The sequence below is a fragment of the Brevundimonas basaltis genome, assembly GCF_014202075.1.
GTDB lineage: Bacteria > Pseudomonadota > Alphaproteobacteria > Caulobacterales > Caulobacteraceae > Brevundimonas > Brevundimonas basaltis.
On the sequence record NZ_JACHFZ010000001.1, the window covers coordinates 335,127 to 360,066 of the forward strand.

General features: G+C 68.6%; 22 protein-coding genes. 12 read left to right on the forward strand and 10 right to left on the reverse strand.

The window, feature by feature from the left end; translation table 11 throughout:
• Positions 1-4: 4 nt before the first annotated feature.
• The 8 genes from HNQ67_RS01795 to lpxB are packed head-to-tail and all read left to right on the forward strand — an operon-like array spanning position 5 to position 8,579.
• Complete coding sequence (locus tag HNQ67_RS01795) at positions 5-1,222, forward strand: M50 family metallopeptidase (protein ID WP_183251787.1); 1,218 nt, start codon at positions 5-7, stop codon at positions 1,220-1,222.
• 32 nt (positions 1,223-1,254) lie between these two features.
• Complete coding sequence (gene bamA, locus HNQ67_RS01800; protein WP_183251788.1) at positions 1,255-3,672, forward strand: outer membrane protein assembly factor BamA; 2,418 nt, start codon at positions 1,255-1,257, stop codon at positions 3,670-3,672.
• Positions 3,673-3,706: 34 nt separating this feature from the next.
• On the forward strand, positions 3,707-4,285 hold the full coding sequence (locus HNQ67_RS01805) for an OmpH/Skp family outer membrane protein (RefSeq protein WP_183251789.1): 579 nt from the start codon (positions 3,707-3,709) through the stop codon (positions 4,283-4,285).
• A gap of 1 nt (position 4,286) precedes the next feature.
• The gene (lpxD, locus tag HNQ67_RS01810) at positions 4,287-5,318 is read left to right on the forward strand and encodes a UDP-3-O-(3-hydroxymyristoyl)glucosamine N-acyltransferase (protein ID WP_183251790.1); all 1,032 of its coding nucleotides are present in this window, start codon (positions 4,287-4,289) and stop codon (positions 5,316-5,318) included.
• Positions 5,311-5,790, forward strand: a complete 480-nt coding sequence (gene fabZ, locus HNQ67_RS01815; protein WP_183251791.1) for a 3-hydroxyacyl-ACP dehydratase FabZ — start codon at positions 5,311-5,313, stop codon at positions 5,788-5,790. Before lpxD ends, fabZ begins: the two co-directional genes overlap by 8 nt.
• The gene (gene lpxA, locus HNQ67_RS01820) at positions 5,787-6,572 is read left to right on the forward strand and encodes an acyl-ACP--UDP-N-acetylglucosamine O-acyltransferase (protein WP_183251792.1); all 786 of its coding nucleotides are present in this window, start codon (positions 5,787-5,789) and stop codon (positions 6,570-6,572) included. The genes fabZ and lpxA overlap by 4 nt, the downstream gene beginning before the upstream one ends.
• 13 nt (positions 6,573-6,585) lie before the next feature.
• Positions 6,586-7,416, forward strand: a complete 831-nt coding sequence (gene lpxI / locus HNQ67_RS01825) for a UDP-2,3-diacylglucosamine diphosphatase (RefSeq protein ID WP_183251793.1) — start codon at positions 6,586-6,588, stop codon at positions 7,414-7,416.
• Positions 7,413-8,579 carry a lipid-A-disaccharide synthase gene (lpxB, locus tag HNQ67_RS01830; protein ID WP_183251794.1) on the forward strand — a complete coding sequence of 389 codons (1,167 nt, stop codon included), beginning with the start codon at positions 7,413-7,415 and terminating at the stop codon, positions 8,577-8,579. Before lpxI ends, lpxB begins: the two co-directional genes overlap by 4 nt.
• A 33-nt stretch (positions 8,580-8,612) precedes the next feature.
• On the opposite strand, the gene HNQ67_RS01835 is transcribed toward lpxB, so the two are convergent.
• From HNQ67_RS01835 to gltX, 3 genes are all read right to left on the reverse strand, one after another.
• Positions 8,613-11,075, reverse strand: coding sequence for a DUF305 domain-containing protein (locus tag HNQ67_RS01835; RefSeq protein ID WP_221247689.1), 2,463 nt, complete (start codon positions 11,073-11,075; stop codon positions 8,613-8,615).
• A 99-nt stretch (positions 11,076-11,174) separates the two neighbouring features.
• Entirely contained in the window at positions 11,175-12,476 is a 1,302-nt protein-coding gene (gltA, locus tag HNQ67_RS01840) for a citrate synthase (protein ID WP_183251795.1), read from the reverse strand.
• Between the two features lie 66 nt (positions 12,477-12,542).
• On the reverse strand, positions 12,543-13,967 hold the full coding sequence (gltX, locus tag HNQ67_RS01845) for a glutamate--tRNA ligase (RefSeq protein WP_183251796.1): 1,425 nt from the start codon (positions 13,965-13,967) through the stop codon (positions 12,543-12,545).
• A 28-nt stretch (positions 13,968-13,995) separates the two neighbouring features.
• On the opposite strand from gltX, the gene HNQ67_RS01850 reads away from it, so the two are divergent.
• Positions 13,996-16,116, forward strand: coding sequence for a ComEC/Rec2 family competence protein (locus HNQ67_RS01850; RefSeq protein ID WP_343054781.1), 2,121 nt, complete (start codon positions 13,996-13,998; stop codon positions 16,114-16,116).
• Here the strand turns inward: HNQ67_RS01850 and lexA are convergent.
• From lexA to HNQ67_RS01875, 5 genes are all read right to left on the reverse strand, one after another.
• The gene (gene lexA, locus HNQ67_RS01855) at positions 16,097-16,789 is read right to left on the reverse strand and encodes a transcriptional repressor LexA (protein WP_183251798.1); all 693 of its coding nucleotides are present in this window, start codon (positions 16,787-16,789) and stop codon (positions 16,097-16,099) included. The two genes, HNQ67_RS01850 and lexA, sit on opposite strands and share 20 nt — an antisense overlap.
• A gap of 96 nt (positions 16,790-16,885) precedes the next feature.
• Positions 16,886-17,335 (reverse strand): hypothetical protein, encoded by a 450-nt coding sequence (locus HNQ67_RS01860; protein ID WP_183251799.1) that lies wholly within the window; start codon positions 17,333-17,335, stop codon positions 16,886-16,888.
• 44 nt (positions 17,336-17,379) lie between these two features.
• On the reverse strand, positions 17,380-18,171 hold the full coding sequence (gene trpC, locus HNQ67_RS01865; protein WP_183251800.1) for an indole-3-glycerol phosphate synthase TrpC: 792 nt from the start codon (positions 18,169-18,171) through the stop codon (positions 17,380-17,382).
• Complete coding sequence (gene trpD / locus HNQ67_RS01870) at positions 18,168-19,202, reverse strand: anthranilate phosphoribosyltransferase (RefSeq protein ID WP_183251801.1); 1,035 nt, start codon at positions 19,200-19,202, stop codon at positions 18,168-18,170. Before trpD ends, trpC begins: the two co-directional genes overlap by 4 nt.
• Before the next feature lies 1 nt (position 19,203).
• The gene (locus HNQ67_RS01875; protein ID WP_183251802.1) at positions 19,204-19,794 is read right to left on the reverse strand and encodes an anthranilate synthase component II; all 591 of its coding nucleotides are present in this window, start codon (positions 19,792-19,794) and stop codon (positions 19,204-19,206) included.
• Positions 19,795-19,899: 105 nt separating this feature from the next.
• Here HNQ67_RS01875 and HNQ67_RS01880 point away from each other — a divergent pair, with 105 nt between their 5' ends.
• Complete coding sequence (locus HNQ67_RS01880; RefSeq protein ID WP_183251803.1) at positions 19,900-20,097, forward strand: peptidoglycan-binding protein; 198 nt, start codon at positions 19,900-19,902, stop codon at positions 20,095-20,097.
• Here HNQ67_RS01880 and trpE read toward each other — a convergent pair.
• Complete coding sequence (gene trpE / locus HNQ67_RS01885; protein WP_183251804.1) at positions 20,073-21,581, reverse strand: anthranilate synthase component I; 1,509 nt, start codon at positions 21,579-21,581, stop codon at positions 20,073-20,075. The two genes, HNQ67_RS01880 and trpE, sit on opposite strands and share 25 nt — an antisense overlap.
• Positions 21,578-23,485, reverse strand: a complete 1,908-nt coding sequence (locus tag HNQ67_RS01890; RefSeq protein ID WP_183251806.1) for a peptidylprolyl isomerase — start codon at positions 23,483-23,485, stop codon at positions 21,578-21,580. Before HNQ67_RS01890 ends, trpE begins: the two co-directional genes overlap by 4 nt.
• Before the next feature lie 143 nt (positions 23,486-23,628).
• Here HNQ67_RS01890 and tpiA point away from each other — a divergent pair, with 143 nt between their 5' ends.
• Both tpiA and secG read left to right on the forward strand, forming a co-directional pair.
• Positions 23,629-24,378: a triose-phosphate isomerase gene (gene tpiA / locus HNQ67_RS01895; RefSeq protein WP_183251807.1), complete on the forward strand. Its 750-nt coding sequence runs from the start codon at positions 23,629-23,631 to the stop codon at positions 24,376-24,378.
• A 94-nt stretch (positions 24,379-24,472) separates the two neighbouring features.
• Positions 24,473-24,892, forward strand: a complete 420-nt coding sequence (gene secG, locus HNQ67_RS01900; RefSeq protein WP_183251808.1) for a preprotein translocase subunit SecG — start codon at positions 24,473-24,475, stop codon at positions 24,890-24,892.
• The last annotated feature ends 48 nt before the right edge of the window (positions 24,893-24,940 follow it).

Consider the following 24,940-nt stretch of genomic DNA (forward strand, 5'->3'; position numbering starts at 1 on the left):
CGGCATGACGGGCTTTCTGGGCCAGGCGCTGCTCTACATCGTCCCGTTCCTGCTGGTGCTGACGTTCATCGTCACCATCCACGAACTGGGACATTTTCTCGTGGCGCGGGCCTTCGGCGTGAAAGTCGACCGGTTCTCGATCGGCTTCGGCAAGACCATCGTCAGCCGGGTCGATCGCCGCGGCACCGAGTGGCGGATGGCCTGGTTGCCGCTCGGCGGCTACGTCAAATTCTCCGGCGACCTCGACCCGTCCAGCGTGCCGGATGAGGCGGGCCTCGCCGAGTTACGCCAGCGCGTGATCGCCGAGAAGGGTCCCGGCGCCGAGCGAGACTATTTCCATTTCAAGCCGATCTGGCAGCGCGCCCTGATCGTGGCGGCGGGCCCCGCGGCCAACTTCCTGCTGGCCTTGGTGCTGTTCACTGCCCTGTTCACCGTGGTCGGCGAGCGCATCGAGGCGCCTCGCGTCGTTCAGGTCACCGCGGGCTCGCCGGCGGCGGCCGCCGGCTTCCAGCCGAGAGATCTCGTCACCGCCGTGAACGGCAGGCCGGTCGTCGAGGGCGCCGATGTGACCCGGCTCGTGATGATGAGCGCCGGCGACCCGATGCGATTCACCGTTGAGCGCGCGAACGGACCGGTGACCCTGACGGCGACGCCCGAGCGCGTGCTTGTGGACGACGAGATCGCCGGCCGTGTGCGCATCGCCCGGATCGGCCTGTCCATGGGGGCGATGGTCCCCTCGGATTACCGTTTCCGCCGCCTGAACCCGTTGGAAGCGGCCGGCGAGAGCGTCAAAACCATCCGCGAGACGATTGGAACCACCGCGACCTATATCGGCCGCATCTTCATGGGCAAGGAATCCGGCGATCTGCTGAACGGTCCCATTGGAATCGCCAAGGCCGCCGGGGGCGTGACGCAGCTGGCCGTCGCCGCCAACCCCGATCCCGGCTGGATGGCCGCCAATCTCGCCCTGACCTTCCTCAGCTTCGCCGCTCTCGTTTCGATTGGAATTGGGATCGTCAATCTTCTGCCGATTCCGGTCCTCGACGGCGGACACCTGTTGTTCTACGGCTATGAAGCTGTTGCGCGCAGGCCAGTTCCGGCGCGGGTTCAGGAGGTCGGATATCGCGTTGGCCTTGCTTTGCTGGCGGGATTGATGTTGTTCGCCACCTGGAACGACCTGCAGAAGCTGAGCCTGTTCAAATTCCTCGGCGGGCTCGCATGATGAGCCGACGCCAGCCCCCGATGGTTTCCCGCATGATCCGACAAGACGCGTCCGCCCTTCGTTTCGCCCGTGCCGTGAGCCCGAGCCTGTTGGCCCTTGTGGTGGCGGCCGGCCTGTCCGGCCCGGTGCTGGCCCAGATCGCTCCGGCGCCGGAGGCGGCGCAGGCCGCGCCCGCCCAGCAGACCCCGCCGGCGCTCCAGGAGGAAAGGGCTGTCGTCAATCGCATCCTGGTGCGCGGCAACCAGCGCATCGACCAGACCACCGTCCTGTCGTACCTGCCGATCCAGCCGGGTGACACGATCACGCCGGCCGTGCTGGATGTCGCGGTTCGCACCCTCACCCGGACCCAGTTGTTTGCGGACGTCCAGCTGGGCGTGCAGCCCAACGGCGACCTGATCGTCGAGATCGTCGAGAATCCGATCATCAACCAGGTGGTGTTCGAGGGGAACGGCGCGATCAGCGAGACCAAGCTGCGCGAGGAGGTGACCCTGCGTCCCCGCGGCATCTACACCCGGGCCCGGGTCCAGGAGGACGTCGGCAAGATCGTCGAACTGTATCGCCTGTCGGGCCGTATCTCGGCCACCGTGACCCCCAAGCTGGTCCAGCTGGACCAGAACCGGGTCGATGTGATCTTCGAGATCGACGAGGGGCCGGAGACCGGCGTGCGGGCCATCACCTTCCTCGGCAACACCGCCTTCTCGGACGGCGACCTGCATGGGGTCATGGTCACCAAGGAGTCGCGCTGGTGGCAGATCTTCGGCTCGAACGACAACTATGATCCGAACCGGCTCGACTACGACCGGGAACAGCTGCGGAAATTCTACACCAACCGCGGTTATTACGATTTCCGCGTGCTGTCGGCGATTGCTGAGCTGGCTCCCGACGATCGCGCCTTCGGCATCACCATCACCCTTGACGAGGGCGACCGCTACAATTTCGGCAAGGTCGACGTGGTGACCGAGAACGACCGGCTGAACCCGGACTTCCTCAAGCTGCTGCTCCCGATCCGGACCGGCCAGCTCTACGAGAGCGACAAGATCGAGTCGGCCGTCGACGCCCTGACCTTCGCGGCCGGCTCCGCCGGGTACGCCTTCGTCGAGATCGAGCCGTCGTACCGGGCCGATCCGGAAACCGACACCGTCGACGTCACCTTCAACGTCCGCGAGGGGCAGCGGGTCTACGTCGACCGGATCAATGTGATCGGCAACACCCGCACCCTGGACAACGTTATCCGCCGCGAGATGATGCTGACCGAGGGCGACGCGTTTAACCGCACCCTGCTGGAGCGGTCGCGCAACAACCTCCGCGGCCTTGGCTTCTTCAAGGACGTGAAGGTCGAGGAGGCGCGAGGATCTGCGCCCGACCGCTCGGTGGTGAACGTCACGGTGGAGGAGCAGCCGACCGGGGAGCTGTCGGTCGGCGCCGGCTTCAGCTCGGTCGATTCCTTCGTGGTCAATCTGGGCGTCACGGAGCGGAATTTCCGCGGTCGCGGGCAGAACGTCGTCGCCCGCATCGAATGGGGTTCGCTGCGCCAGCAGATCGACTTCCGCTTCACCGAGCCGAAATTCCTCGGCCGCGACCTGCGCGCCGGTTTCGACGCCTTCCACTCGCGGTACGACCTGAGCGAATATTCGTCGTACGACTACCGCTCAACCGGCGCCGGCGTGCGCCTGTCCTATCCGTTGAACGCCTATACGCTTCTCAGCACCCGTTACTTCCTCAAGGCGGACGAGATCATCGTTCCCAACAATTTCTGCAACGGATTCGGCGGCGGTTCCAACGCTCTGTGCGATCAGGTCGGGTCTTTCATCAACTCCTCGGCCGGCTACACCCTCTACGTCGACCGTCGTAACGATCCGATCCGGCCCACCCGCGGCTGGACCGGCCGCATGATCCAGGACTTCGCCGGCATCGGCGGCGACGTGAACTATGTGAAGACCGAGGCCGAGGTGTCGGCCTATTGGGGCATCACGCCCAACTGGGTGGTCAGCACCTCGGCGTCGACCGGTTATGTGTCCGGCTGGGGCGGAGATCCGATCCGGATCAACGACCGCTTCTTCAAGGGCGGCAACAGCTTCCGCGGCTTCGAAACCGCCGGCATCGGTCCGCGTGACACCCTGACCACGGACGCCCTCGGCGGCAATTTCTATGTCATCGGCACGATGGAACTGACAGTCCCGAACGGTCTCCCGGAAGAATACGGCATCCGCACATCGCTATTCACCGACGTGGGTACGGTCGGCATGCTGGACGACCGCTATACGCTCAACCCCGACGGCACGCCCAGCACACGCATCGTCGATGAACTTGAGCTGCGCGCGTCCGCCGGCGTCAGCATCCATTGGCGTTCGCCGATGGGCCCGATCCGCTTCGACCTCAGTCACATTCTCGGCAGCGAAGAGTACGACAAGACCGAGACCTTCCGCTTCTCGACCTCAACGCAGTTCTAACTTTCGGGCGCTCCGCCCGATCAAAGGCAGTACCATGAAAACCCTCGCTTTCGGCGCCTTCGCCGTCGCCATGCTGGCCGGTTCGGCCGCCGCCGCGCAGACCCAGAACTTCGGCCCGGCGATCCCGGGCGTCTGCATCTATCACCACGACCGCCTGACGGCCCAGTCGACCGCCGGCCAGTCGCTGGTCGCCGGCGTGCAGCGCCTGCAACAGGAAGTCCAGGCTGAGCTGGCTCCGTACGAGCAGTTCATCCAGACCGAAGGCCAGGCCTTGCAACAGGGCCAGGCCAGTATCCCGCAGGACCAGCTTCAGCAGCGCGCCCAGGCGCTCGAAGCCCGCTACCGTGAGTTCGAAGGCCTGCGCCAGACCCGCACCGCCGAACTGCGCTACACCCTGGCCTATCAACAGCGGCAGATCGACCAGGCCGTCGACCCGATCCTCGCGGCGCTCTACGCCGAGCGGGGTTGCGGCATCCTGCTGACCGCCGACAGTGTCCTCCGCGCCAACCCCCAGATGGACATCACCGAGGCCGCGATCCAGCGGCTGAACGCCGCCCTGCCGTCGCTGCCGGCCTTCTCGCGCATGCCGGTTCCGGCCCAACCGGCCCAGTAACATGGGCCGAGGCCCCGATGCGCGCTTCTTCGAGCGACTGCCGTCCCTGACGGTCGGCGCGCTCGCGGAGCGTATCGGCGGCGAAATCTTGCGCGGCGGGGACCGGACGGTCTCCGCCGTTGCGCCGCTTCCGACGGCCAGTGAAGGCGACGTGGCCTTTCTGGGCGACCGGCGCTTCCTGCCCGCCCTTGCCGAAAGCGGCGCCGGCTGCGTCATCGTTCCGGCGTCCGCCCTCGAGGCTGTTCCCGCCGGCGCGGCCGTCATCGTCTCGCCGGAGGCCCAAGCCGCGTGGGCGCGGGCGTCTCTTCTGTTCCATCGCCCGATCCCGCTGTCAGCCTCGCTCACCGTCGAGCAGGCGGCCGAGGACGACTCGGTCGTGGTCGAGCCCGGCGTGATCCTGGGCGACGGCGTCCGGATCGGTCGAGGCAGCCGCATCGGCGCCAACACCGTCATCGGTCCGGGCGTGCAGATCGGCCGCGACTGCGTCATTGGATCCAACGTCACCGTCGGTTTCGCCCTGATCGGCGACCGGGTCCGTCTGTTGTCCGGCGCGCGAATCGGCGAACCCGGCTTCGGAGCGGCCGGATCCCGCGGCGGTCCGATCGATGTTCCCCAATTGGGCCGGGTGATCCTTCAGGACGGCGTCAGCGTCGGCGCCAACACCTGCATCGACCGCGGCGCCTACGACGACACGGTGATCGGCGAGAACACCAAGATCGATAACCTGGTCATGATCGGCCACAATTGCGTGATCGGGCGCAACTGCCTGCTGGCGGCGAACACCGGCCTGTCGGGTTCGGTGACTGTCGGGGACGGGGTTATGTTCGGCGGGAAGGCCGGTGTCGGCGACCATCTGAGTATCGGCGAGGCGGCCCGCGTCGCGGCCGGCGCTGGCGTCCTGCAGGACATCCCGGCGGGTGAAACCTGGTCGGGCTATCCGGCGAAACCCCTGCGACAGTTCTTGCGTGAAGCCGTCTGGCTCGCCAAACAGGCGTCCGGAAAGGCGCGTGCAGGAAAGGCCGGAAATGACTGATGCAGAGGGCGTGAGGGCGACGATCGACTACGCCGAGGTGATGCGGCGGCTGCCGCACCGCTACCCCTTTCTTCTTGTCGACAAGGCCGAGGACTTCGTACCCGGAACCTCGATCACGGGGATCAAGAACGTTACCCATAATGAGCCCTTTTTCCCCGGCCATTTCCCCATCGATCCGGTGATGCCGGGGGTGATGATCGTCGAGGCGATGGCCCAGACCGGCGCGCTGATGATGTCCAAGACCATGGATGTCGCCGTCGAGGGCAAGATCATCATGTTCATGTCGATCGACGGCGTCCGCTTCCGCAAGCCGGCCCGGCCCGGCGACCAGCTGCGTATGAAGGTGGTGGTGACGAAGCAGCGCGGCGACATCTTCAAATTCCGCGGCGAGACCTTCATCGACGGCAAGCTGGCCGCCGAGGCGGACTTCGCCGCCATGATGGTCACCGTCGACCAGTCGGCTGCTTCGTGAGCATCCATCCCACCGCCATCGTCGACGCCGACGCCCGGCTAGCGGACGGAGTCGAGGTCGGGCCATGGTGTTCTGTCGGCCCGGGCGTCGTCCTGGCTGAGGGGGTGCGTCTGGTCAGTCACGTCGTGGTCCAGCAGGACACGTTGATCGGCGCGCGCACCGTGGTCCACCCGTTCGCGGTCATCGGCGGGGACCCGCAGCACGGCGGTTACAGGGGCGAGAAGGTCACGCTGGAGATCGGCGCCGACAACCTGATCCGCGAACACTCGACCTTCAACCGCGGCACCCCGCAGGGCGCAGGCGTGACGCGGGTGGGGTCCAACGGCTTGTTCATGACCGGCGCGCACATCGGCCACGACTGCGTTGTCGGCGACAATGTCGTGTTGGCCAACAACGCCACCCTCGGCGGCCACGCCCGGATCGGCGACCGGGTCTTCCTCGGGGGGCTTGCGGCCGTGCACCAGAACGGGCGGGTGGGGCAGGGCGCCATCGTCGGCGGGCTGGCGGCGGTGACCCGCGACGTCATCCCTTACGGTTCGGCCTGGGGGAACCACGCGCGCCTGCACGGGCTCAATCTGATCGGGCTGAAGCGCAAGGGCTACGGCAAGGATGCGATCAGGCGACTGCTGGCGGCCTATCGCGAACTGTTCGAGGGCCGGGGAACCTTCGCCGAGCGGATCGACGCGGCGGCGGCGGCGTACGCCGACCTGCCCGAAATCATGGAGATCGTCGTGTTCATCCGTGAGGACGGCAAACGTCCGCTTTGCCTGCCGGGCGAGTGAGAAGGCCGGGCCGATGAGCAAGCTGGGTCTGATCGCCGGCGGCGGGGCCCTCCCGGTGTCCGTGGCCGGCCGTTGCGAGGCTGAAGGACGGCCGGTGTTCGTGATCCGTCTGGCCGGCTTCGCCGACCCGCATCTGGCTCGCTATCCCGGGGTCGACGCCGGCATGGCCGAGATCGGTCGAGTTCTGTCGGCGCTGAAGAAGGCCGGGTGCGACGCCGTCTGTTTCGCCGGAACGGTCAACCGACCGGATTTCAAGTCGCTGAAGCCGGATTTCAAGGGCATGACCCTTTTGCCGGGCATCATCGCCGAGGCGGCCAAGGGCGACGATGCCCTGCTGCGCAAGATCCTGTCGGTGTTCGAAGCCGAGGGCTACGTCATCGAGGGCGCCGACGACATCCTCGGCGGCGAGACCCTGCCGGCCGGCGCTCTGGGCGCTTTTTCGCCGACACCGGCTCAGATCGCCGATCTGAAGAAAGCTCTGCATGTCGCGGAAAAGGCCGGGGAACTTGATATCGGGCAGGGCGCGGTTGTGTGCGACGGCTTGGTGCTCGCGGTCGAGGCTCAAGAGGGGACCGACGCCATGCTGGCCCGGGTCGCGGGCCTGCCCGCGGACCTGCGCGGCTCCGCAGCGGATCGCAAGGGCGCTCTCGGCAAGGCGCCCAAGCCGATCCAGGACCTGCGCGTGGACATGCCGGTGATGGGGGCCCGAACGATCGAGCTAGCCGCGGCCGCCGGGCTGGCCGGGGTGGGCGGCGTCGCCGGCAAACTGATCCTGATCGACCATCCTGCCATCGTCGAGGCGGCCGATCGCCTGGGCCTGTTCGTTTGGGGCGAGACGCGGTGAGCCGACCGCTGAAGATCATGCTGGTCGCCGCCGAGGCCTCGGGAGATGCGCTGGGGGGAGGTCTGGCGCGAGCACTGAAGGCGCGCCTTGGCGACGACGTAACCTTCGTCGGCGTTGGCGGTTTGCGCATGGCGGAGGAGGGCGTCGCCAGCCCGTTCGACATCACCGACCTCTCGGTCCTCGGCTGGCTGGAGGGGCTGAAGGCCTATGGCGTGGTCAAGCGCCGCGTCGCCGACACCGCCGCCCTCGCCGCGGCCGAACGGCCGGACGCCGTGGTGCTGATCGACAGCTGGGGGTTCACCATCCGTGTGGCCAAGGCCATTCGCGCCGTCCTGCCGGATACGCCCCTGATCAAATATGTGGGGCCGCAGGTCTGGGCCTCGCGGCCCGGTCGGGCCAAGACTCTTGCAGCGTCGGTCGACCACCTGCTGGCCTTGTACGCCTTCGATGCGCCGTGGTTCGAGCGGGAGGGTCTGGAGACCACGGTCGTCGGCTCCCAGGCGCTTCACGTCGACATGAGCGGCGCCGACCCGGCCGCCTTCCGGAGCTCGCGCGGGATCGCGCCCGCTGCTCCCCTCATACTGGTCCTGCCGGGCAGCCGCCGTTCCGAAATCCGCCTGATGACCCCGATCTACGAGGCCGCCGTGGCCCGGCTGAAAAAGGCCCATTCAGGTCTGGAGGTCGCCGTTGTGGCCGCCGGCGCGGTGGCTGACCTGGTCACCGCCGAGGTCGCCTCCTGGCCGTTCCGCGCCCATCTGGTGCCTGAGGCGGAGAAATACTCCGCCATGAAAGCCGCCACCGTCGCCGTGGCCACCAGCGGCACGGTATCCACCGAGCTGGCACTGGCGGGCGCGCCAATGGTCATCGCTTACCGGTTCCAGCCGCTGAGCTACGCGATCATGAAGCCATTTTTCACCGGCAAATACGCGACCCTGTTCAACCACGCCGCGGACACGGAGATCGCGAAGGAGTTGATCCAGAACGACGCGACGCCGGAGAAGGTGGCGGCGATAGTCGCCGGTCTGCTGGCCGACCCCGAGCGCCGCGCGGAACAGGCTGCGCGCCAGACCGCCGCCCTGGACCTGATGGGCCGGGGAGGGCGCGACCCGTCCGAGATCGCCGCGGACGCGGTGCTCAGGGTCGTCGCCGCCCGTCGGGGATAGGGCTCCCGCCGGACGGCGAGACCTCCCCGAGGATCAGCCGACGCGGGCGGCGATGCCCGACAGCGTGTCCTTCAGCCCCGCCATCCGCTTCGCCGTCTGGTCGGCGCCCGAAATGCGGACTTGCCCGGCCAGGGCGTTCAGGGAGCGCGCCACGGCGGCGTCGCGCCCGCCGCTGTCGACCAACGGCGCCGCCGCGTCGAGGGCGGCGACGATGCGGCCCATCATCTCCGCCGGGAGGGCGTTGTCGCGGGCCAGTTGATCCAGATAGGCGCGGGCCACGACCGGATGGGCCGGCCAGGTGACGGGGAACTGCTGCTGTGGGTTCACCGTCTCGCCCTGAACCGCCATCTTCGCGGCGGCGATCTCGTTTTCCGTCAGATGTTCGCTGGGCAGCAGGTTGAACACGTCGAGCCCGCGCGCGATCTCAGTCCCGTAGATCCGTCCGTTGTACCAGTAAACCGACCAGTAGCCGCCCTGACTCGCCCGGTCGGCGTTGACCGGGCCGCGGTCGAAATAGGCGATCTCCTGAACATTGGACGAGTCGGTGAAGTCGCTGATGGAAAGCCCGCCTTGGTACCAGGCCTGGACGAACAGGTCGCGGCCCGGGACCGGGATCAGCGAGCCGTTGTGGGCGACGCAGTTCTCGAGGTCGGTCTGGGCGGCCGGCAGCTTGTAGTAGCTGCGGAAGACCAGCTTGCCGTCGACGATGTCGTAGATGGCGTTGGCGCCCCAGGTCCGCGGGTCCTGGACGCGGCATCGCGGCCGGCCGCCGCCGCCCCATTCGTCGGTGAACAGCACCTTGGTGCCGTCGTTGTTGAAGGTCGCCGAGTGCCAGTAGGCGAAGCCGGTGTCGGTGACCGCGTCGATCCGCCGGAGCGCGCGGGGGTCGGAGATGTCGAACAGTATGCCGTTGCCCGAACAGGCGCCGCCCGCGAGGTTCTTCGACGGGAACAGGGTAATGTCGTGGCACTGGTCGGTGCGGCTGGTGGTCTGGGTGCCCGTGCCATGGTCGCCGCCCCTCCAGAGGCCGGCGATCTCGCCGGTCGTCTCGTCGGCGAAGACCGTCGGGCTGTCGATGATGCGGGCCCGCGACGGGTCGGCCAGCGGAATCTCGATCACGTCGATCCGGAAAAGGGCGGTGCGCGGATCACCCGGCAGGCCCGCGACGCAGCCGGGGAGTTCCCGCTCGTCGCGAACGCCCGCCGTGCCCGAGTTGTAGACGATCAGCCGCTCGGCGTCCGCGGACACTACCGAATGGGTGTGAGAGCCGCGGCAGGTCTGAACCTGGCCGACCTGCACCGGTCGCGTCACGTCCGAGATGTCGAAGATGCGGAGTCCGCGGAACCGGTCCGGGCTGGGCCCCGGCCCTACGCCCTCGCGGCCGCAATCGACCCGACCGTTGGTGGACTCCACCGACATCAACATCAGGTCGCCCACGATCGACACGTCCCCTTGCCCCCCCGGGCAGACGATCGAGCTGATCAGTTGCGGCTCGGGGTCGGCGCCGAGGCGATAAAGGTTGACGCCGTGATAGTTGCCCGCGGCTAGGAGATCTCCCGAGAAGGCCATGTCGGTGTTGGAGAAGCTGAGGAAGGGCGAGCGCCGGCTGGACTGATCCCCGGCGCCGGGGCGCGCCTCGCCGCCGGACCCCGCGTCGGCGGCGGGCGCCCGGGGTGGCAGGCCCTCGGGATTGGTGGGATCGAAGAAGCCGGGCGGTTTCGGCAGGCTGGCAATCAGCTCCATATTGCTGGCCGCCTGACCGGCGTCGCGGAATCCGGCCCGGAGATTCGTCCGGGGATCCGGCGAGCCTTCGCGCAGCAGGGCGGCCATGCGCTTGATCTCGGCCTGCTGTTCGTTGGTCACATCGTTGACGAAGCGGTACAGCACCGGATCGTAGGCCGAGCCGGGCCTCGCCAGAAGGTCGGCGACCATCTGGACCGCCCCCTCGTGGTGGGCGATCATGCGCTCGAGGAACAGGCGGTCGAAGGTCGGACCCTGGGCGGCGGCCAGGGCCGCCATCTGTTCGGGCGTGGCCATGCCCGGCATCCCGGCGTGATCCGGCATGTCGTGGGCGCCGTGGGCCGAGTGATCCATGCCCGTCATGACGTGACCGTGGCCCGGCTCCGGCGCCGCCTCGCCGCGCTCGCGCAGCCAGGTCTGCATGAACTCGATCTCGTCGGCCTGGGAAGCGTCGATGCGGCCGGCGACGTCCCTGACCGCCTGGGTGTTCGTGCGGTCGGCGACGAGGTCCGCCATGGCGACGGCCTGGGCATGATGCAGGATCATGCCCCGCATGAACTTCACGTCGTCGTCGGAGTAGCGGTTGTCGGCGATCCGGGAGGCCTCACGGCCTTCCAGCGTGCGGCTGGCCTGGCCGGGGGCGCCCGGTTGGACGATCGGCGCCTCCTGGGCGGCGGCGGCCGCGGCCGTCAGGAGAACGCTGGCGGCGACGGAGCACCCCAGCAGCTTGCGAATTTGGAGACCTTTGCTGCGCACGACTTCACTCCCCGGAGACGCTGTGTCGTCACGGGTACCATGTGAAATACTGTAACATAAGCCTCGATTTCGCGACCGACGGCCGCGACCCGGGGATCGTCAGCCGCGGTTCTGAATCGGCACGAAATCGCGCTCGGTCGGGCCGGTATAGAGCTGGCGCGGGCGGCCGATCTTTTGGGTCGGATCGCCGATCATCTCCTGCCACTGGGCGATCCAGCCGACGGTGCGGGCCAGCGAGAACAGCACCGTGAACATCGAGGTCGGGAAGCCCATCGCGGACAGGGTGATGCCCGAATAGAAGTCGACGTTCGGGAACAGCTTGCGCTCGATGAAATATTCGTCGTTGAGCGCCACCCGTTCCAGTTCGCGGGCCACCTGCAGCAGCGGATCGTTCGGATCGCCGACCGCCTCCAGCACCTCGTGGGCGCTCTCCTGCATTACCTTCGCGCGCGGGTCGTAGTTCTTGTAAACCCGGTGGCCGAAGCCCATCAGCTTGTATTTCTTGGCCTTCACGCCCTCGATGAACTCCGGGATGCGATCGGGGGTGCCGATCTCCTTGAGCATGTTAAGCGCTTCTTCGTTGGCGCCCCCATGCGACGGGCCCCACAGGCAGGCGATGCCGGCGGCGATACAGGCGAACGGATTGGCGCCCGACGAACCGGCCAGGCGGACGGTCGAGGTCGAGGCGTTCTGCTCGTGATCGGCGTGCAGGATGAAGATGCGGTCCATGGCCTTGGCCAGCACCGGATTGACCACATAGTCCTCGGCCGGAACGGCGAAGCACATGCGCAGGAAATTCTCGGCGTAGTTCAGGTCGTTGCGCGGCGACACGAAGGGCTGGCCGACGTGATATTTATAGGCGCGCGCGGCAATGGTCGGCATCTTGGCGATCAGGCGGATGGCCGAGATGTTGCGTTGGACCGGATCATGGATGTCCAGGCTGTCGTGATAGAAGGCCGACAGGGCACCGACGGTGCCGACCATGATCGACATCGGGTGGGCGTCGCGACGGAAGCCCTCGAAGAAGCGGTCGAACTGGCTGTGCAGCATGGTGTGCATGGTCACGCTGCGCTCGAACGCCTCATATTCGGAGGCGGTCGGCAGTTCGCCGTGCAGCAGCAGGTGGCAAACCTCGACGAAATTCGACTTCGAGGCCAATTGGTCGATCGGATAGCCCCGGTGCAACAACACGCCCTTGTCGCCGTCGATATAGGTCAGGGCGCTTTCGCACGACGCCGTCGAGGTGAAGCCGGGATCGTAGGTGAAGGCGTCCGTGGCCCCATACAGCTTGCGGATATCGATCACGTCGGGGCCGGTCGAGCCCGCCAGAACCGGCAATTCCACGGACTTGTCGCCGTAGGTGAGGGTGGCCGAGCCGGCGGGTTTGGCGAGTTCAGTCATGGAATCCCCTTGGTCAGACGGCGGCCTCGCGCGAGGGAGGCGGCGGGTCGCAGTTCGATGTGAAAGTCAGATAGTCTGTTGCAGCGCATCATTCAAACGCCCGAGGCTTTCTTCACGCCCCAAAGCCGACAGGGTGCGGGCGATGTCGGGCGAAGCCGAGCCGCCGGTCAGGGCCGCGCGGGCGGCGGGACCGATCTTGCCGAAGCCGACGCCTTCCTCTTCGGCGAAGGCTTTGAGCTCCACCTCGAGAGCGAAGACGTCCCAGCTTTCGAACAGCGCCAGCCGGTCGCGCAGCCGGCCGATCCGCTCGCCGGCCTCCCCGGCCAGGGTGTCACGAGCCTTGCCTTCGATGGCGATCGGGCGAGTCTTGAGAACGAATTCAGTCTGATCCGCCAGCTCGAGCGCGGTCTTGGCCCGGTCCTTCACGAACGGAATGGCCCGGGTCAGGCGCGCCTCGTCGTCAGGCCCGAGGGCATGTCCGCGCGCCAGATGCACGTCCAGCGTCAGCTTGGCCAGCCGGTCGTCGTCGGCCAGCCGAATCCAGTGGGCGTTGACGTGGGCCAGCTTGTCGAAGTCCAGGCGGGCGGGCGCGCGGCCGACGCCATCCAGATCGAACCACGCCGTCGCCTGCTCGTCGGAGAACAGCTCGTCGTCGCCGTGGGCCCAGCCCAGCCGGGCCAGATAGTTGCGCATCGCCTCGGGCAGGTAACCCATCTCGGCGTACTCATGCACCGCCTGGGCGCCGTGCCGCTTTGACAGCTTGGCCCCGTCCGGCCCGTGGATCAGCGGGATGTGGGCGAAGGTCGGGCGGGTCCAGCCGAGGGCGTCGTAGATCAGGCTCTGGCGCGCCGCGTTGTTCAGATGGTCGTCGCCGCGGATCACATGGGTCACGCCCATGTCGTGGTCGTCGACCACCACGACCAGATTATAGGTCGGGGCGCCGTCCGAGCGCAGGATGACCAGATCGTCCAGCGAGGCCGATTCCCAGCGCACCTGTCCCTGCACCGCGTCCTCGACGACCACCGGCACGTCGGTCGGGCGCCGGAAGCGCACCGTGTGCGGCTTGGAAAGGTCATCGACGGTCGGCGTGCGGTCACGCCACGGCGACTCAAAGGCGCGGCCCTCGGCCTTGGCGGCGTCGCGCAGGGCGCCGGTCTCCTCGGCGGTCAGGAAATCGCGGTAGGCGTGGCCCGTCTCCAGCAGAATGTTCGCGACCTCCCGATGGCGGTCCGCGCGGGCGTGCTGGAACACCGGCTCATCGTCAGCGAACAGGCCCAGCCAGCTCAGCCCGTCGAAAATGGCTTTGACCGCCGCGTCGGTGGACCGTTCGCGATCCGTGTCTTCCACCCGGACCAGAAACCGCCCGTTGTGCCGTCTTGCATACAAATAGTTGAAAAGTGCAGTGCGAGCGCCGCCTATGTGCAGGAAGCCGGTCGGCGAGGGGGCGAAGCGGGTGACGACTTCGGGCGCGGATGTGGAGGCGGAGGTCATGGCGGGCGTTATACCGCCCGCTCCGCCCGTGCACAGTCTCCCCACGCGACTGGCCGGATTTCTGCGCGCCCAGGTGCTGGCCCAGGCCCTGCGCTGGCGGTTGTGGGCCCCGGTGGCCATGGGCGGAGGCTGCGCCGCCTACTTCTATCTGAAGGCCGAGCCACCGTCGTGGCCGCTGCTGATCGCCGCCCTGCTGGCCGCCTCCGCCTGGCTTGGCGCGAAACGGGCGGGGATGGCCCGGCTCCTGACCCTGCCGTTGATGCTGCTGGCCTGTTTCGCACTCGGTCTGGCGGTGGCCAAGCTGCGCACCGACGCGGTGGCGGTGCCGATCGCTCCCGCCCTGTCCGAGCCGACCGTGGTCGAGGGCTGGGTCATGGACGTCGACAGCCCCGGCGCCGCCGGACCCCGAGTGATCATCGCGCCCGTGCGTATCCGGGGCCTGCCTCCCGAACAGACGCCGGAGCGGCTGCGGGCCACGGTGCGGGGGCGGGCGCCGGAGCCGGGCGAGGCGGTGCGCCTCTACGCCATCCTCAACCCCCCGCCGGCTCCGGCCAGCCCCGGCGCCTACGACTTCGGCCGCAATGCGTATTTCCAGTCGATGGGCGGCGTCGCCTTCGGCCTCGGTGAAGCCCGCCCTGCATACCTGCCCGAGCCGTCATGGGAGCTCCGCCTGGCCATGTGGGTCAATGGCGTCCGCTATGACCTCGCCCGCCGGATCGTGGCCCGGCAGGGCGAGCGGGCGGGCGGCGTGGCGGCGGCGATGACCACCGGACACGAGTCGTGGCTGGACCCGGTCGAGGTCGAGGTGATGCGTAACTCCGGCCTGGCCCACATCCTGTCGATCTCGGGCCTGCACATGGCCGTGGTCGGCGGCTTCGTTTTCTTCCTCGTGCGCCTGCTGGTCGCGGCTTGGCCGTGGCTGGCCTTGCGCGTTCCGGGCAAGAAGGTCGCGGCCTGGGCCGGATTGCTCGCGGTCGGCGGCTATCTGGTGATTTCGGGCCATCCGCCGCCGGCCGAGCGGGCGGCGATCACCGCCTCCATCGCCTTCCTCGCCATCCTGCTGGACCGGCAGGCTATCACCATGCACGCGCTGGCCGTCGCCGCCTTCGTGGTCCTGTTGCTGCAGCCCGAAGCCATCGTCACGCCCGGCTTCCAGATGTCCTTCGCCGCGACGGCGGCGTTGGTTGCGTTGGTCGAGGCCTGGCCGCGCCGGCCGAAAGAGATTTCGGCGCCATGGCCCATTCTGATGGTCCAGCGCGGCGGTGTCTGGGTCGGTGGAGCCATTCTCGCCAGTCTGGTCGCGGGCGCGGCGACCGGACCGTTCGCCATGCAGCATTTCAACCGGACGGCCATGTACGGTCTGCTCGCCAATCTGGCCACGGCGCCGGTGGCGGATTTTCTGATCATGCCGGCGCTGGCGCTCGGAGCCTTGCTGGAGCCGCTGGGTCTCGGCGCGCCCTTCCTGTGGCTGGCGGCGAGAGGGATCGAGGCGATGCTGGCCATCGGCACCTGGACGGCGGGTCTGCCGGGCGCGGTGCGGACCATCGCCAGCGCCCCCGACTATGTCCTGCCCATCGCCTTTCTGGGGGTGCTGTTCTGCTGTTTGTGGCGCGGACCCCTGCGCTGGTTCGGCCTGCCGTTCGCGGCGGCGGTGATGCTGTGGCCCCGCGCGCCGACGCCTGACCTGTGGATCGGCGACGGCGGGACGCAGGCGGCCTGGGTCGAGGCGGGGGAGGCGGTCGTGGCCCGGGCGGCGGTGCGTCAATTCGCGGTCGACGTCTGGTCGCGGCGGCGGGGAGTCGCACCGGTCGAGCGACCGGCCGAGGGCTGGACCTGCACCCGCTTCTCCTGCACGCCCGATACGCCCAACGCCGGTCCGCTGGCCCTGTGGTGGGGCCGCCGCGCGCCGTCGGCGGAGCAGCTGGACGTCCTGTGCCGGTCGGCGCCCGTGGTCAGCGTCCGCGCGCCTGTCACGGTTCTGCCGGACTCATGCGACGGGCGGCTGGTGCTGGACGGTGTGGACTACGCCCGCGGCGGCGCGGTCGAGCTGTGGCGCGAGGGGTCGGCGACCGACAACCGCTGGCGGGCGGTCTGGTCGGCCGAGATGCGCGGCGACCGGCCTTGGAGCGTCAGTGATAGCGGCGGATAAGGCCGACCAGCTTGCCCTGCACCTCGACCTGGTCCGGTCCGAAGATGCGGGTCTCGTAGTTCCGGTTGGCCGGCTCCAGCGCGATCGAGGCGCCTTTCTTGCGCAGCCGCTTGAGCGTGGCTTCTTCGCCTTCGACCAGGGCCACGACGATCTCGCCCGAGTTGGCGGTATCCGCCGATTTGATGATGACCATGTCGCCGTTCAGGATCCCGGCCTCGATCATCGAATCGCCCTCGATCTCGAGCAGATAGTGTTCCCCGGCGCCCAGCATGGCCTCGGGCACCGGATAGCGGGCCTGTTCGTGTTCGATGGCGGCGATCGGCGTGCCGGCGGCGATCTTGCCCATCAGCGACAGTTCGCGGGTGTCGTTGGCCGCTTCGACCGCCTGCGGCCGTCCGCCGCCCTCGATGACGCCCGGGGTGAATCCCGCCCGGCCGCGCGGCGCGCCCGCCGTGGCCTGGTCCGGCAGCTTGACCACCTCCAGCGCTCGCGCCCGGTGCGCCAGCCGGCGGATGAAGCCGCGTTCCTCCAGCGCTGTGATCAGCCGGTGGATGCCCGACTTGGACGCCAGATCCAGCGCCTCCTTCATCTCGTCGAACGACGGGGAGACGCCGGTCTCCTTGATCCGTTCGTGAATGAACATCAGCAGTTCGTGCTGTTTGCGCGTGAGCATTGGCAACCTCGGCGGCGAATCCCGTTGCGGGAACGCTAGCGGAACAAACCGCAAACGTCCACAAGGTGTTCCTGTGCTGTTCCGGTTAAGGTCCGGTTACCGCCCGCCAGACCTCAGCGACGCGTCGAGCCGGATCATGTGGTCCCTCAACCTGTCGAGGATTTCACTCGGGGCTTCGGTAGTTTTCGGCAGGGGATACTTCCACGTCCGCAGGTGCCCCACCATGGAAACATAAGGTATGGCCCTCAGGCCGGGGAGAAATGGGTCAGATTCGGACAGCTCGAAGGTGGCCCCTGATTCCAGTGGAAGCGGCCGCATTCGGTTCGCCAGCCAAAGGTGACCACCGTCGACAAAGATGGCGATCCGCTTCCAGCGAAACATCCGCCACAGCGCCCAAAGTACGATCAGGATACAGAAAGGCGAAGCCACGAGGGCGATCAACAGCAAGAACGGGCGCGAGTCGGTCGCCAGGGCCTCGAAGACGCTTCCGGCCTCTACAACGGCGAACCACGGAAAGGCGCTTCCAACGAGAAGGAAGATGACCATGGGGATTGCACCGGTTCTGCTCCGATGCGCGATCGGCATTCCCCTCATCCCAATAGCGCCCGCGTCGCGGCCTCGACGTCCGCCTGCCGCATCAGGCTCTCGCCGACGAGGATCGCCCTGGACCCCGCCTCTGACACCCGCGCCACGTCCGGAGAGGTGAAGATGCCGCTTTCCGCCACCAGCAGCGCCCCCGCCGGGGCCATCGGCGCCAGCCGCTCCGTCACCGCCAGATCGACCTCGAAGGTCCGCAGCGAGCGGTTGTTGATCCCGACCAGATCGCCGCCCAGTTGGCAGGCGCGGGCCATTTCGGCCTCGTCGTGGGTCTCGATCAGGGCGTCCATGCCGAACCGCTCCGCCTCGGCGAACAACTCGCCCGCGACGACATCATCAATCATGGCGAGGATGATCAGGATGCAGTCGGCGCCCAAGGCCCGGCTCTCGGCCACCTGCCACGGGTCGACGAGGAAGTCCTTGCGCAGGCAGGGCAGGGCGGTCGCCTCGCGCGCCTGACCGAGGAAGGCGTCGTCGCCCTGGAAACTGGGGCCGTCGGTCAGCACCGACAGGCAGGACGCCCCGCCGCGCTCATAAGCGCGGGCCAGCGCCGGCGGGTCGAAGTCGGCGCGGATCAGACCCTTGGACGGGCTGGCCTTTTTGATTTCGGCGATCAGGGCCGGACGGCCCGTCTCCGCGAGCCGCCGTTCCAACGCGGCCCGGAAGCCGCGCGGCGGCGACGCCGACCTAACCCGCGCCTCGACGGCGTCCTGCGACAGCGCCGCCTTGCGGCCCGCCACGTCCTCGCGCTTGTAGGCGGCGATCCGCTCCAGCACGTCGGTCACGCGGGTTCGTCCTCGATGTCGGTATTGGTCGCCTCGACCAGCGCCGCCAGCGCCTTCGCGGCCCGGCCGTCGTCGATCACCGCCGCCGCCAGCGCCGCGCCTTCGGCCAGATCGGTGGCCTTGTCGCCCACAACCAGCGCCGCCGCCGCATTCAGCAACACGATGTCGCGATAGGCCCCCTTGGCCCCGTCCAGCAGCGCCCCCAGCGCCGCCGCATTCTCCTCGGCGTCGCCGCCGCGGATGTCGGCGATGTCGGCGCGCGCCAGGCCGGCGTCTTCCGGCGTGACCGTGAAGCGGCGCACCGCCCCGTCCTTCCACTCCGCCACCTCGGTCTCGCCCGTGGTGGTCAGTTCGTCGAGGCCCCGACCGTGCACCGTCCAGGCCCGCTCGGCGCCCAGCCGCCCCAGCACCTCGGCCAGCGGCTCCAGCAGGCGCGGGTCATAGACCCCCATCACCTGCCGCTTCGCATTGGCCGGATTGGACAGCGGCCCCAACAGGTTGAACACCGTCCGGAAACCGATCTCGGCCCGCACCGGCCCGACGTGGCGCATCGCTCCGTGGTAGGCGGGGGCGAACAGGAAGGCGATGCCGGCCCGGTCCAGCGCCCGCAGCTGCTGCGCCGGCGTGGCCGCCAGATTGACCCCCAGGGCCGCCAGCACGTCCGACGACCCGGACTTCGAACTCAGGGCCCGGTTGCCGTGCTTGGCCACCTTCAGCCCCGCGCCGGCCAGAACCAGCGCCGCCGCCGTCGAGATGTTGAAGGTGTGCTGCCCGTCGCCGCCAGTGCCGCAGGTGTCGATGACCTCATACGGGTGATCCAGCGTCAGGGCCGCCTCGCGCATCGCCCCGGCGAAGGCGGCGATCTCGCTCACTGTCTCGCCGCGGATGCGCAGGGCGGTGACCGCCGCCGCCACCTGGGCCGGGGTCGGCTCGCCCCTCAGGCAGGCGGCGAAGAAGGCGTGAGCCTCCGCGTCCGACAGCACCTGGCCGTCGACCAGCTTGGCCAGCAGGGGTTTGAAGCCGTCGGCCATTTCAGACCATCGCCGTGCGTTTGATGTTCGCCAGATCGAGGAAGTTGGCCAGCAGGTCGTGACCGTGCTCAGTGGCGATCGATTCGGGATGGAACTGCACGCCGTGGATCGGCCGCGTCCTGTGCGCCAGCCCCATGATCTCGCCGTCGGCGGTCCAGGCGGTGACCTCCAGCACGTCCGGCAGGGTCTCCCGCTTCACCGCCAGCGAATGATAGCGCGTCGCCGTAAAGGGGGAGGGCAGGCCGCGGAACACGCTCTTGCCCTCATGCTCGATCGGCGAGGTCTTGCCGTGCATCAGGGCCTTGGCGCGGATCACGTCGCCGCCGAAGGCCTGACCCATCGCCTGATGGCCGAGGCAGACTCCGAAGATCGGCATGTCCTGTGGCGCGGTTTCGATCAGAGCCAGGCAGATCCCGGCCTCGTTCGGCGTGCACGGCCCCGGCGACAGCAGCAGGGCGTCCGGCTTCAGCGCCAGGGCCTCGGCCGCCGTCAGGTCGTCGTTGCGCACCACGCGCGTCTCAGCGCCCAGTTCCGCGAGGTAGTGGACCAGGTTCCAGGTGAAGCTGTCGTAGTTGTCGACGACGAGGATCATGCTTCGGCTTCTAGGGGGTGCGGGGCGGCGCGCCAAGCAGTCCTGCGGGTAAGTCTTCGTTAACCATGATCCGGCGAACTGGGGGTCTCAGGCCGGAGGGGTTCCATGGCAGACACCACAATCGACAAGGCCCGCGATCTGCTCAGTCCACCGGCGGCGCGTTCGGGGAACGCCTGGGCGATGCTGGCGTCAGCGGCGCTGGCCGCCATGGCCGCCGTGCTGATGGCCGGAGTGATGGTTCTCGGGCCGGGCGTCCGCTTCGAGGAGCCGCCGGTGGCTCAACCGCTGTTCCCGAACGGATAGCGCCAGGCGTCCTCCGCCGCCCCCATCGGGGCCCGGGCCTTGGCCTTGGTCTCCGCGAATTCGGCGGCCGGATCGCTGTCAGCGACGACGCCCGCTCCGGCCTGGACATGGATCTTGCCGTCGGCGAACAGGGCGGTTCTGAGCACAATGCAGATGTCCGCCTCGCCGCCGGCCGAGATATAGCCGACGCCGCCGCCGTAGCCGACGCCGCGCTTCTCGCCCTCGAGCTCGTCGATGATCTCCATGGCCCGCACCTTCGGCGCGCCGGACAGGGTGCCGGCGGGCAGGGCGGCCAGCAGGGTGTCGACCGCGTCCAGCTTCGGATCGGCCTGACCCTGCACATCGGAAACGATATGCATGACAGAGCTGTAGCGCTCGACCTTGAAGCTCTCCGTGACCTCAACCGTGCCCGGCGCGGCGACGCGACCGACGTCGTTGCGGCCCAGATCGAGTAGCATCAGATGCTCGGCCCGCTCCTTCGGATCGGCCAGCAGTTCAGCTTCCAGCGCCCGGTCGGCTTCCGGCGTCTCACCGCGGGGCCGGGTTCCGGCCAGCGGGCGGATGGTGACCCGCCCGTCTTTCAGCCGCACCAGTATCTCCGGGCTCGATCCGGCCAGCTGGAAGTCGCCGAAATCGAGGAAGAACAGATAGGGCGACGGATTGCGCCGGCGCAGCGAGCGATAGAAGGCGAACGGGTCGCCGTCCCATGGCGCGGCGAAGCGGTGGCTGAGCACCACCTGGAAGATGTCGCCGGCGGCGATGTAGTCCTTGGCCCGGGCCACCATCTTCCCGAACGCAGCCTCGTCGACCGGCGAAGCGAACGGCGGAGCGGGGGCCTCGACGGGTGCCGGCAGGGCGGGCAGGGGCCGGCGCAGGTCCGCCTCGAAGGCATCGAGCCGGAGCAGGGCCGCCGCATAGGCGTCCGGGGCCGACGCGCCGCCGTCGGGGAAGGCGGCGGAGACCAGCACGATCTCGTGCTTCACGGAGTCGAAGATCGCCACGAGGGCCGGCCGGGTCAGGACTGCGTCGGGCAGGTCCAGCGGGTCCTGATTGGCCTCGCCCAGCGGCTCGAGTAGCCGGACCATGTCGTAGCCGAACACCCCGAACAGCCCTGCGGCCATCGGCGGCAGGTCGTCCGGCAGGTCGAGACGCGAGGCCGCGATCAGGCGGCGCAGCGAGGCCAGGGGATCACCCGGCTCGACCTCGAAGACCGCGGCGTCCGGCCCCCGCGCCAGTTCCGCCTGTCCGTCCCGGCAGCGCCAGACCACGTCTGGCTCGCGGGTGATGATCGAATAGCGGCCGTTGACCGCGCCGCCCTCCACCGACTCCAGCAGGAAAGCATGGGTCCGCCCGTGCCCGACCTTCAGGAAGGCCGAGACCGGGGTCTCGAGGTCGTCGACCAGCCGCCGCACCACGACCTGGGCGCGGTCGGCGGCCCAGCCCGCCTCGAACGCCGGCCACGGCGAGCCGGCGCCCGAACTCATTGTCCGGCCGGCGTCGCCGGCGTCTCGGTCAGTCCAAGGGCCTGGCGCGCGAGGTCCTCATTATACGTCGCGTTCATCCGCTCAGCGGCCGCCGAGACGCTGGCGGCCAGGAACGGGTCGCCGGCCTGGGCGCCGATGCGAGCCCGCCACTGCTGCGCCTCCTCGGCGACCACGACCGCGGTCGGAGCCGAGATGCGGTCGATCCGGCCGATGGCCATGCTGTCGGCAGACTGCGGCTGCGAGAAGACCTGACCGCTCTTACCGTTGAACACGCCGCTCACCACGCCCCGGCCCAGCCGGTCCATCGTGTCCTGCTCCTGCTTCAGGCCGGTGTTGGTGACGACTTTCGCACCGACCGAGGCGGCTACGGCGGCGATGTCTTCGCCGGCCCTGAGCCTCTCGGCCAGGGCGTCGGCGCGGGCCGAGAGCAGCCGGACGTTTTCACTGGCCGTCCAGGCCTGGGTCACCATCTCCCGGACGCTGTCGAGCGAGGGCATGGCCGGGGGCGTCACCTTGTCGACGCGAACCACGAAATACTGACCTTCGCCGAGGCCGACGGGCTCGTTGGCGCGGCCTTCCGTCAGCTTCCACATGGCCTCCAGCACCGGGGCCGGGACGTTGAGCTGCTGACCGTTTTCGGTCTTGCCCTCGCGGCTCACCGCCGGGATGGGTACGGCCATGGCGCCGACTTCGCGGACCGCCTCGTCGACGCTCTTCCCGCCGCGGCGGGCCGTCTCGAAGGCTTCGACCCGGCGGGCGACGGCGCCGCGCGCTTCTTGACCCCGCAGTTCCGTGACGATCTCGTCGCGGGCGTCTTCCAGCGTGACCTCGCGGCCCGGCTGAATGGCGGTGACCTTGGCCACCACAAAGCCCACGCGGGCCTGGATCGGGGCCGAGACCTCGCCTTCGCCGAGGCCGAACACGGCGGCGGCCACGGCCGGGTCGCCGATCGCGCTGCGCGGCGTCTCGGTGTAATTCGCCGGCTGCAGGTCGTTGGCCTCGCCTACGGCCGCCGGGGTCTGGCCGGCCCGCAGAGCGGCGGCGATGCGGTCGGCGGCTGCGCGGGTCGGCGCCGCCAGAGTGGTGAAGGTCCGACGCTCGGGAGTCGACAGGGCGTCCTTGCGGAACTCGTAGCGCGCCCGGATTTTCTCTTCGCTGATCTGGATATTCTGGTCGGTCGGATTGGCGAAGACCACCAGCGTGCCGGACCGCAGCTCCGGCGTCCGGAGCTCGGAGGCGTGCTGGCTCATGAACGAGGTCAGCTGGGCGTCGGTCGGGCGCGGCGCGGTTCCGGCCATCGCCTGGGTCAGGACGAACCAGCGCGCGTCGCGGCTCTGCTGGGTCTGGTTGGCGTAGAGGGCGCCGTAGACGCGCGGCAGCCGCAGGCCGGCCGTCGACGCCGACGCGTAGTGCAGCCCCATGTAGCGATCGCGGATATCGCGCTCGTTGGACGCCGCGGTCATCTTGTTCTGCGCCAGCGCAGAGGCATACGCCTGCTCGCTGAACCGCTGGGTGACCGGATCGAAGAAGGCGGGCTCGGCCCGAATGATGCGCAGGACCAGTTCGTTACCGGGCCGGATGCCGGTCTTCCAGGCCCAGCTGAAAAAGCCGAGTTCGTCCGCCTGGCCCTTCAGGATCGACGCCAGCGGCACCTGGGCCAGCAGTTCCTCATAGGTGATCGCACGGCGCTCCTGCGTCTGGACCTGCTGCAACCGGCGATCCATTTCCGCCCGGAACTCCTGCGGGCTGAGGCTTCGATCGCCGGCGGATACAACCTTTGGCGGCTGCAGGCTGCCCAGCACATCCGTCTGGGTGCCGCCCGTGACCAGCAGACCCATGACCATAAGGACCAAGAGGCCGAGCGCCCACTTCGACTTCGCGAAATTGCGGAACATGGAGATCATGGGGAAGCGGTCCTGGGCGGATGGCGGCGACGATGGTCGCTTCGGCCTATAGGGGGTGACAGGTCGGCACGGCAAGACAATGGCGACGTATCGACCGCTCCGGAAGTCTTGGCTTGGCGAAAAGGTCCGCCTAGAGAGGCCGGATGAAACAATCCGTGAAGCTGATCGCCGGAAACTGGAAAATGAACGGCCTGGGCGCGAGCCTGGACGAGGTGGCGGTGCTGCGGCGGGCGCTTGAGGCCGAGCCGGCGACTTGCCGCGTCGCCCTGTGTCCGCCCGCCACCCTTGTCGAGCGTCTGGGCGCCGCCGCGCGCGGAAGCGCCATCGAGGTCGGCGGACAGGACTGTCGGGCGGAGCCCCACGGCGCGTTCACCGGCAGCGTCTCAGCCGCGATGTTGAAAGACGCCGGCGCGAGCCTCGTCATCGTCGGACATTCCGAGCGCCGCCAGGAGTTCGGCGAGAATGACGGGCTGGTCGCCGCCAAGGCTGAAGCGGCCGTGCTCGCGTCTCTCGCCCCGATCATCTGCGTCGGAGAAACTCTGGAGCAGCGCGAGGCCGGCAAGGCAGTCGCGGTGGTGCGCGACCAGGTCATGAACTCGTTGCCGAAGGCCGTTCTCGGGCGGGATTTCGCTGTGGCCTATGAGCCGGTGTGGGCGATCGGCACCGGCTTGACCCCGACCCTGGAGCAGATCGAGGAAGTCCACCGCGCCGTCCGGGCGGCCATGCTCGAACGGCTTGGTCTCGGCAGCGCCGCGGCGCCGATTCTCTACGGGGGATCGGTCAAGCCGGACAACGCCCGCGACATCCTCGCTGTGCCCGAAGTGGGCGGCGCCCTTGTCGGCGGCGCCTCGCTCAAGGCCGCCGACTTCCTGCCGATCATAAGGGCCGCTTGAAGGGCCGCCCTTAGGCTCCCTTCCCCCCGCCCGACATCAATGATAGACGCCGCCGCTTGATCGGCGCGGCTTCGCGCCACACATATCGGCCGCCATGCTCCAGACCATTCTCCTCGTCGTCATGATCCTCATCTCGGTCGCGCTCGCCGGCGTGATCCTGCTCCAGCGCTCCGAAGGCGGCGCGCTCGGCATGGGTGGAGGACCGTCGGGCTTCATGACCGCGCGGGGGGCCGGCAACCTGTTGACGGTGACGACGTGGTGGCTGGGCGTGGCCTTCTTCGCCTGCGCCATCGGCCTGACCATCGTCGGCAACCTCAGCCGCGCGGACCAGTCGATCGTCGACCGTGACGCCGTCGGCGCCCTTGCCGCGCCGACCGGAGACTCGACAACGGCGCCCGCCGAGGTCGATCCGGCCGAGGCTCCCGCCCAACCGACCGGTCCGTCGCTCGACGACTTCGTTGGTTCGGCATCGGCCGCCCAGCCCGTTCCGGCCCAGCCGGCTCCGGCGCAATAAGGTGGGCGGGGCCCTTATCCCCGCCTTCCGCTCCCGCCCTCATAGTCT

Coding starts and splice junctions, on each gene's coding strand:
- tpiA (WP_183251807.1), top strand. CDS start 23,629: ATGAAACAATCCGTGAAGCTGATCGCCGGAAACTGGAAAATGAACGGC.
- trpD (WP_183251801.1), bottom strand. CDS start 19,202: ATGGCCGACGGCTTCAAACCCCTGCTGGCCAAGCTGGTCGACGGCCAG.
- HNQ67_RS01875 (WP_183251802.1), bottom strand. CDS start 19,794: ATGATCCTCGTCGTCGACAACTACGACAGCTTCACCTGGAACCTGGTC.
- HNQ67_RS01805 (WP_183251789.1), top strand. CDS start 3,707: ATGAAAACCCTCGCTTTCGGCGCCTTCGCCGTCGCCATGCTGGCCGGT.
- secG (WP_183251808.1), top strand. CDS start 24,473: ATGCTCCAGACCATTCTCCTCGTCGTCATGATCCTCATCTCGGTCGCG.
- bamA (WP_183251788.1), top strand. CDS start 1,255: ATGATCCGACAAGACGCGTCCGCCCTTCGTTTCGCCCGTGCCGTGAGC.
- trpE (WP_183251804.1), bottom strand. CDS start 21,581: ATGAGTTCGGGCGCCGGCTCGCCGTGGCCGGCGTTCGAGGCGGGCTGG.
- HNQ67_RS01795 (WP_183251787.1), top strand. CDS start 5: ATGACGGGCTTTCTGGGCCAGGCGCTGCTCTACATCGTCCCGTTCCTG.
- HNQ67_RS01880 (WP_183251803.1), top strand. CDS start 19,900: ATGGCAGACACCACAATCGACAAGGCCCGCGATCTGCTCAGTCCACCG.
- gltA (WP_183251795.1), bottom strand. CDS start 12,476: ATGACTGAACTCGCCAAACCCGCCGGCTCGGCCACCCTCACCTACGGC.
- HNQ67_RS01890 (WP_183251806.1), bottom strand. CDS start 23,485: ATGATCTCCATGTTCCGCAATTTCGCGAAGTCGAAGTGGGCGCTCGGC.
- lexA (WP_183251798.1), bottom strand. CDS start 16,789: ATGCTCACGCGCAAACAGCACGAACTGCTGATGTTCATTCACGAACGG.
- gltX (WP_183251796.1), bottom strand. CDS start 13,967: ATGACCTCCGCCTCCACATCCGCGCCCGAAGTCGTCACCCGCTTCGCC.
- fabZ (WP_183251791.1), top strand. CDS start 5,311: ATGACTGATGCAGAGGGCGTGAGGGCGACGATCGACTACGCCGAGGTG.
- HNQ67_RS01860 (WP_183251799.1), bottom strand. CDS start 17,335: ATGGTCATCTTCCTTCTCGTTGGAAGCGCCTTTCCGTGGTTCGCCGTT.
- lpxD (WP_183251790.1), top strand. CDS start 4,287: ATGGGCCGAGGCCCCGATGCGCGCTTCTTCGAGCGACTGCCGTCCCTG.
- lpxI (WP_183251793.1), top strand. CDS start 6,586: ATGAGCAAGCTGGGTCTGATCGCCGGCGGCGGGGCCCTCCCGGTGTCC.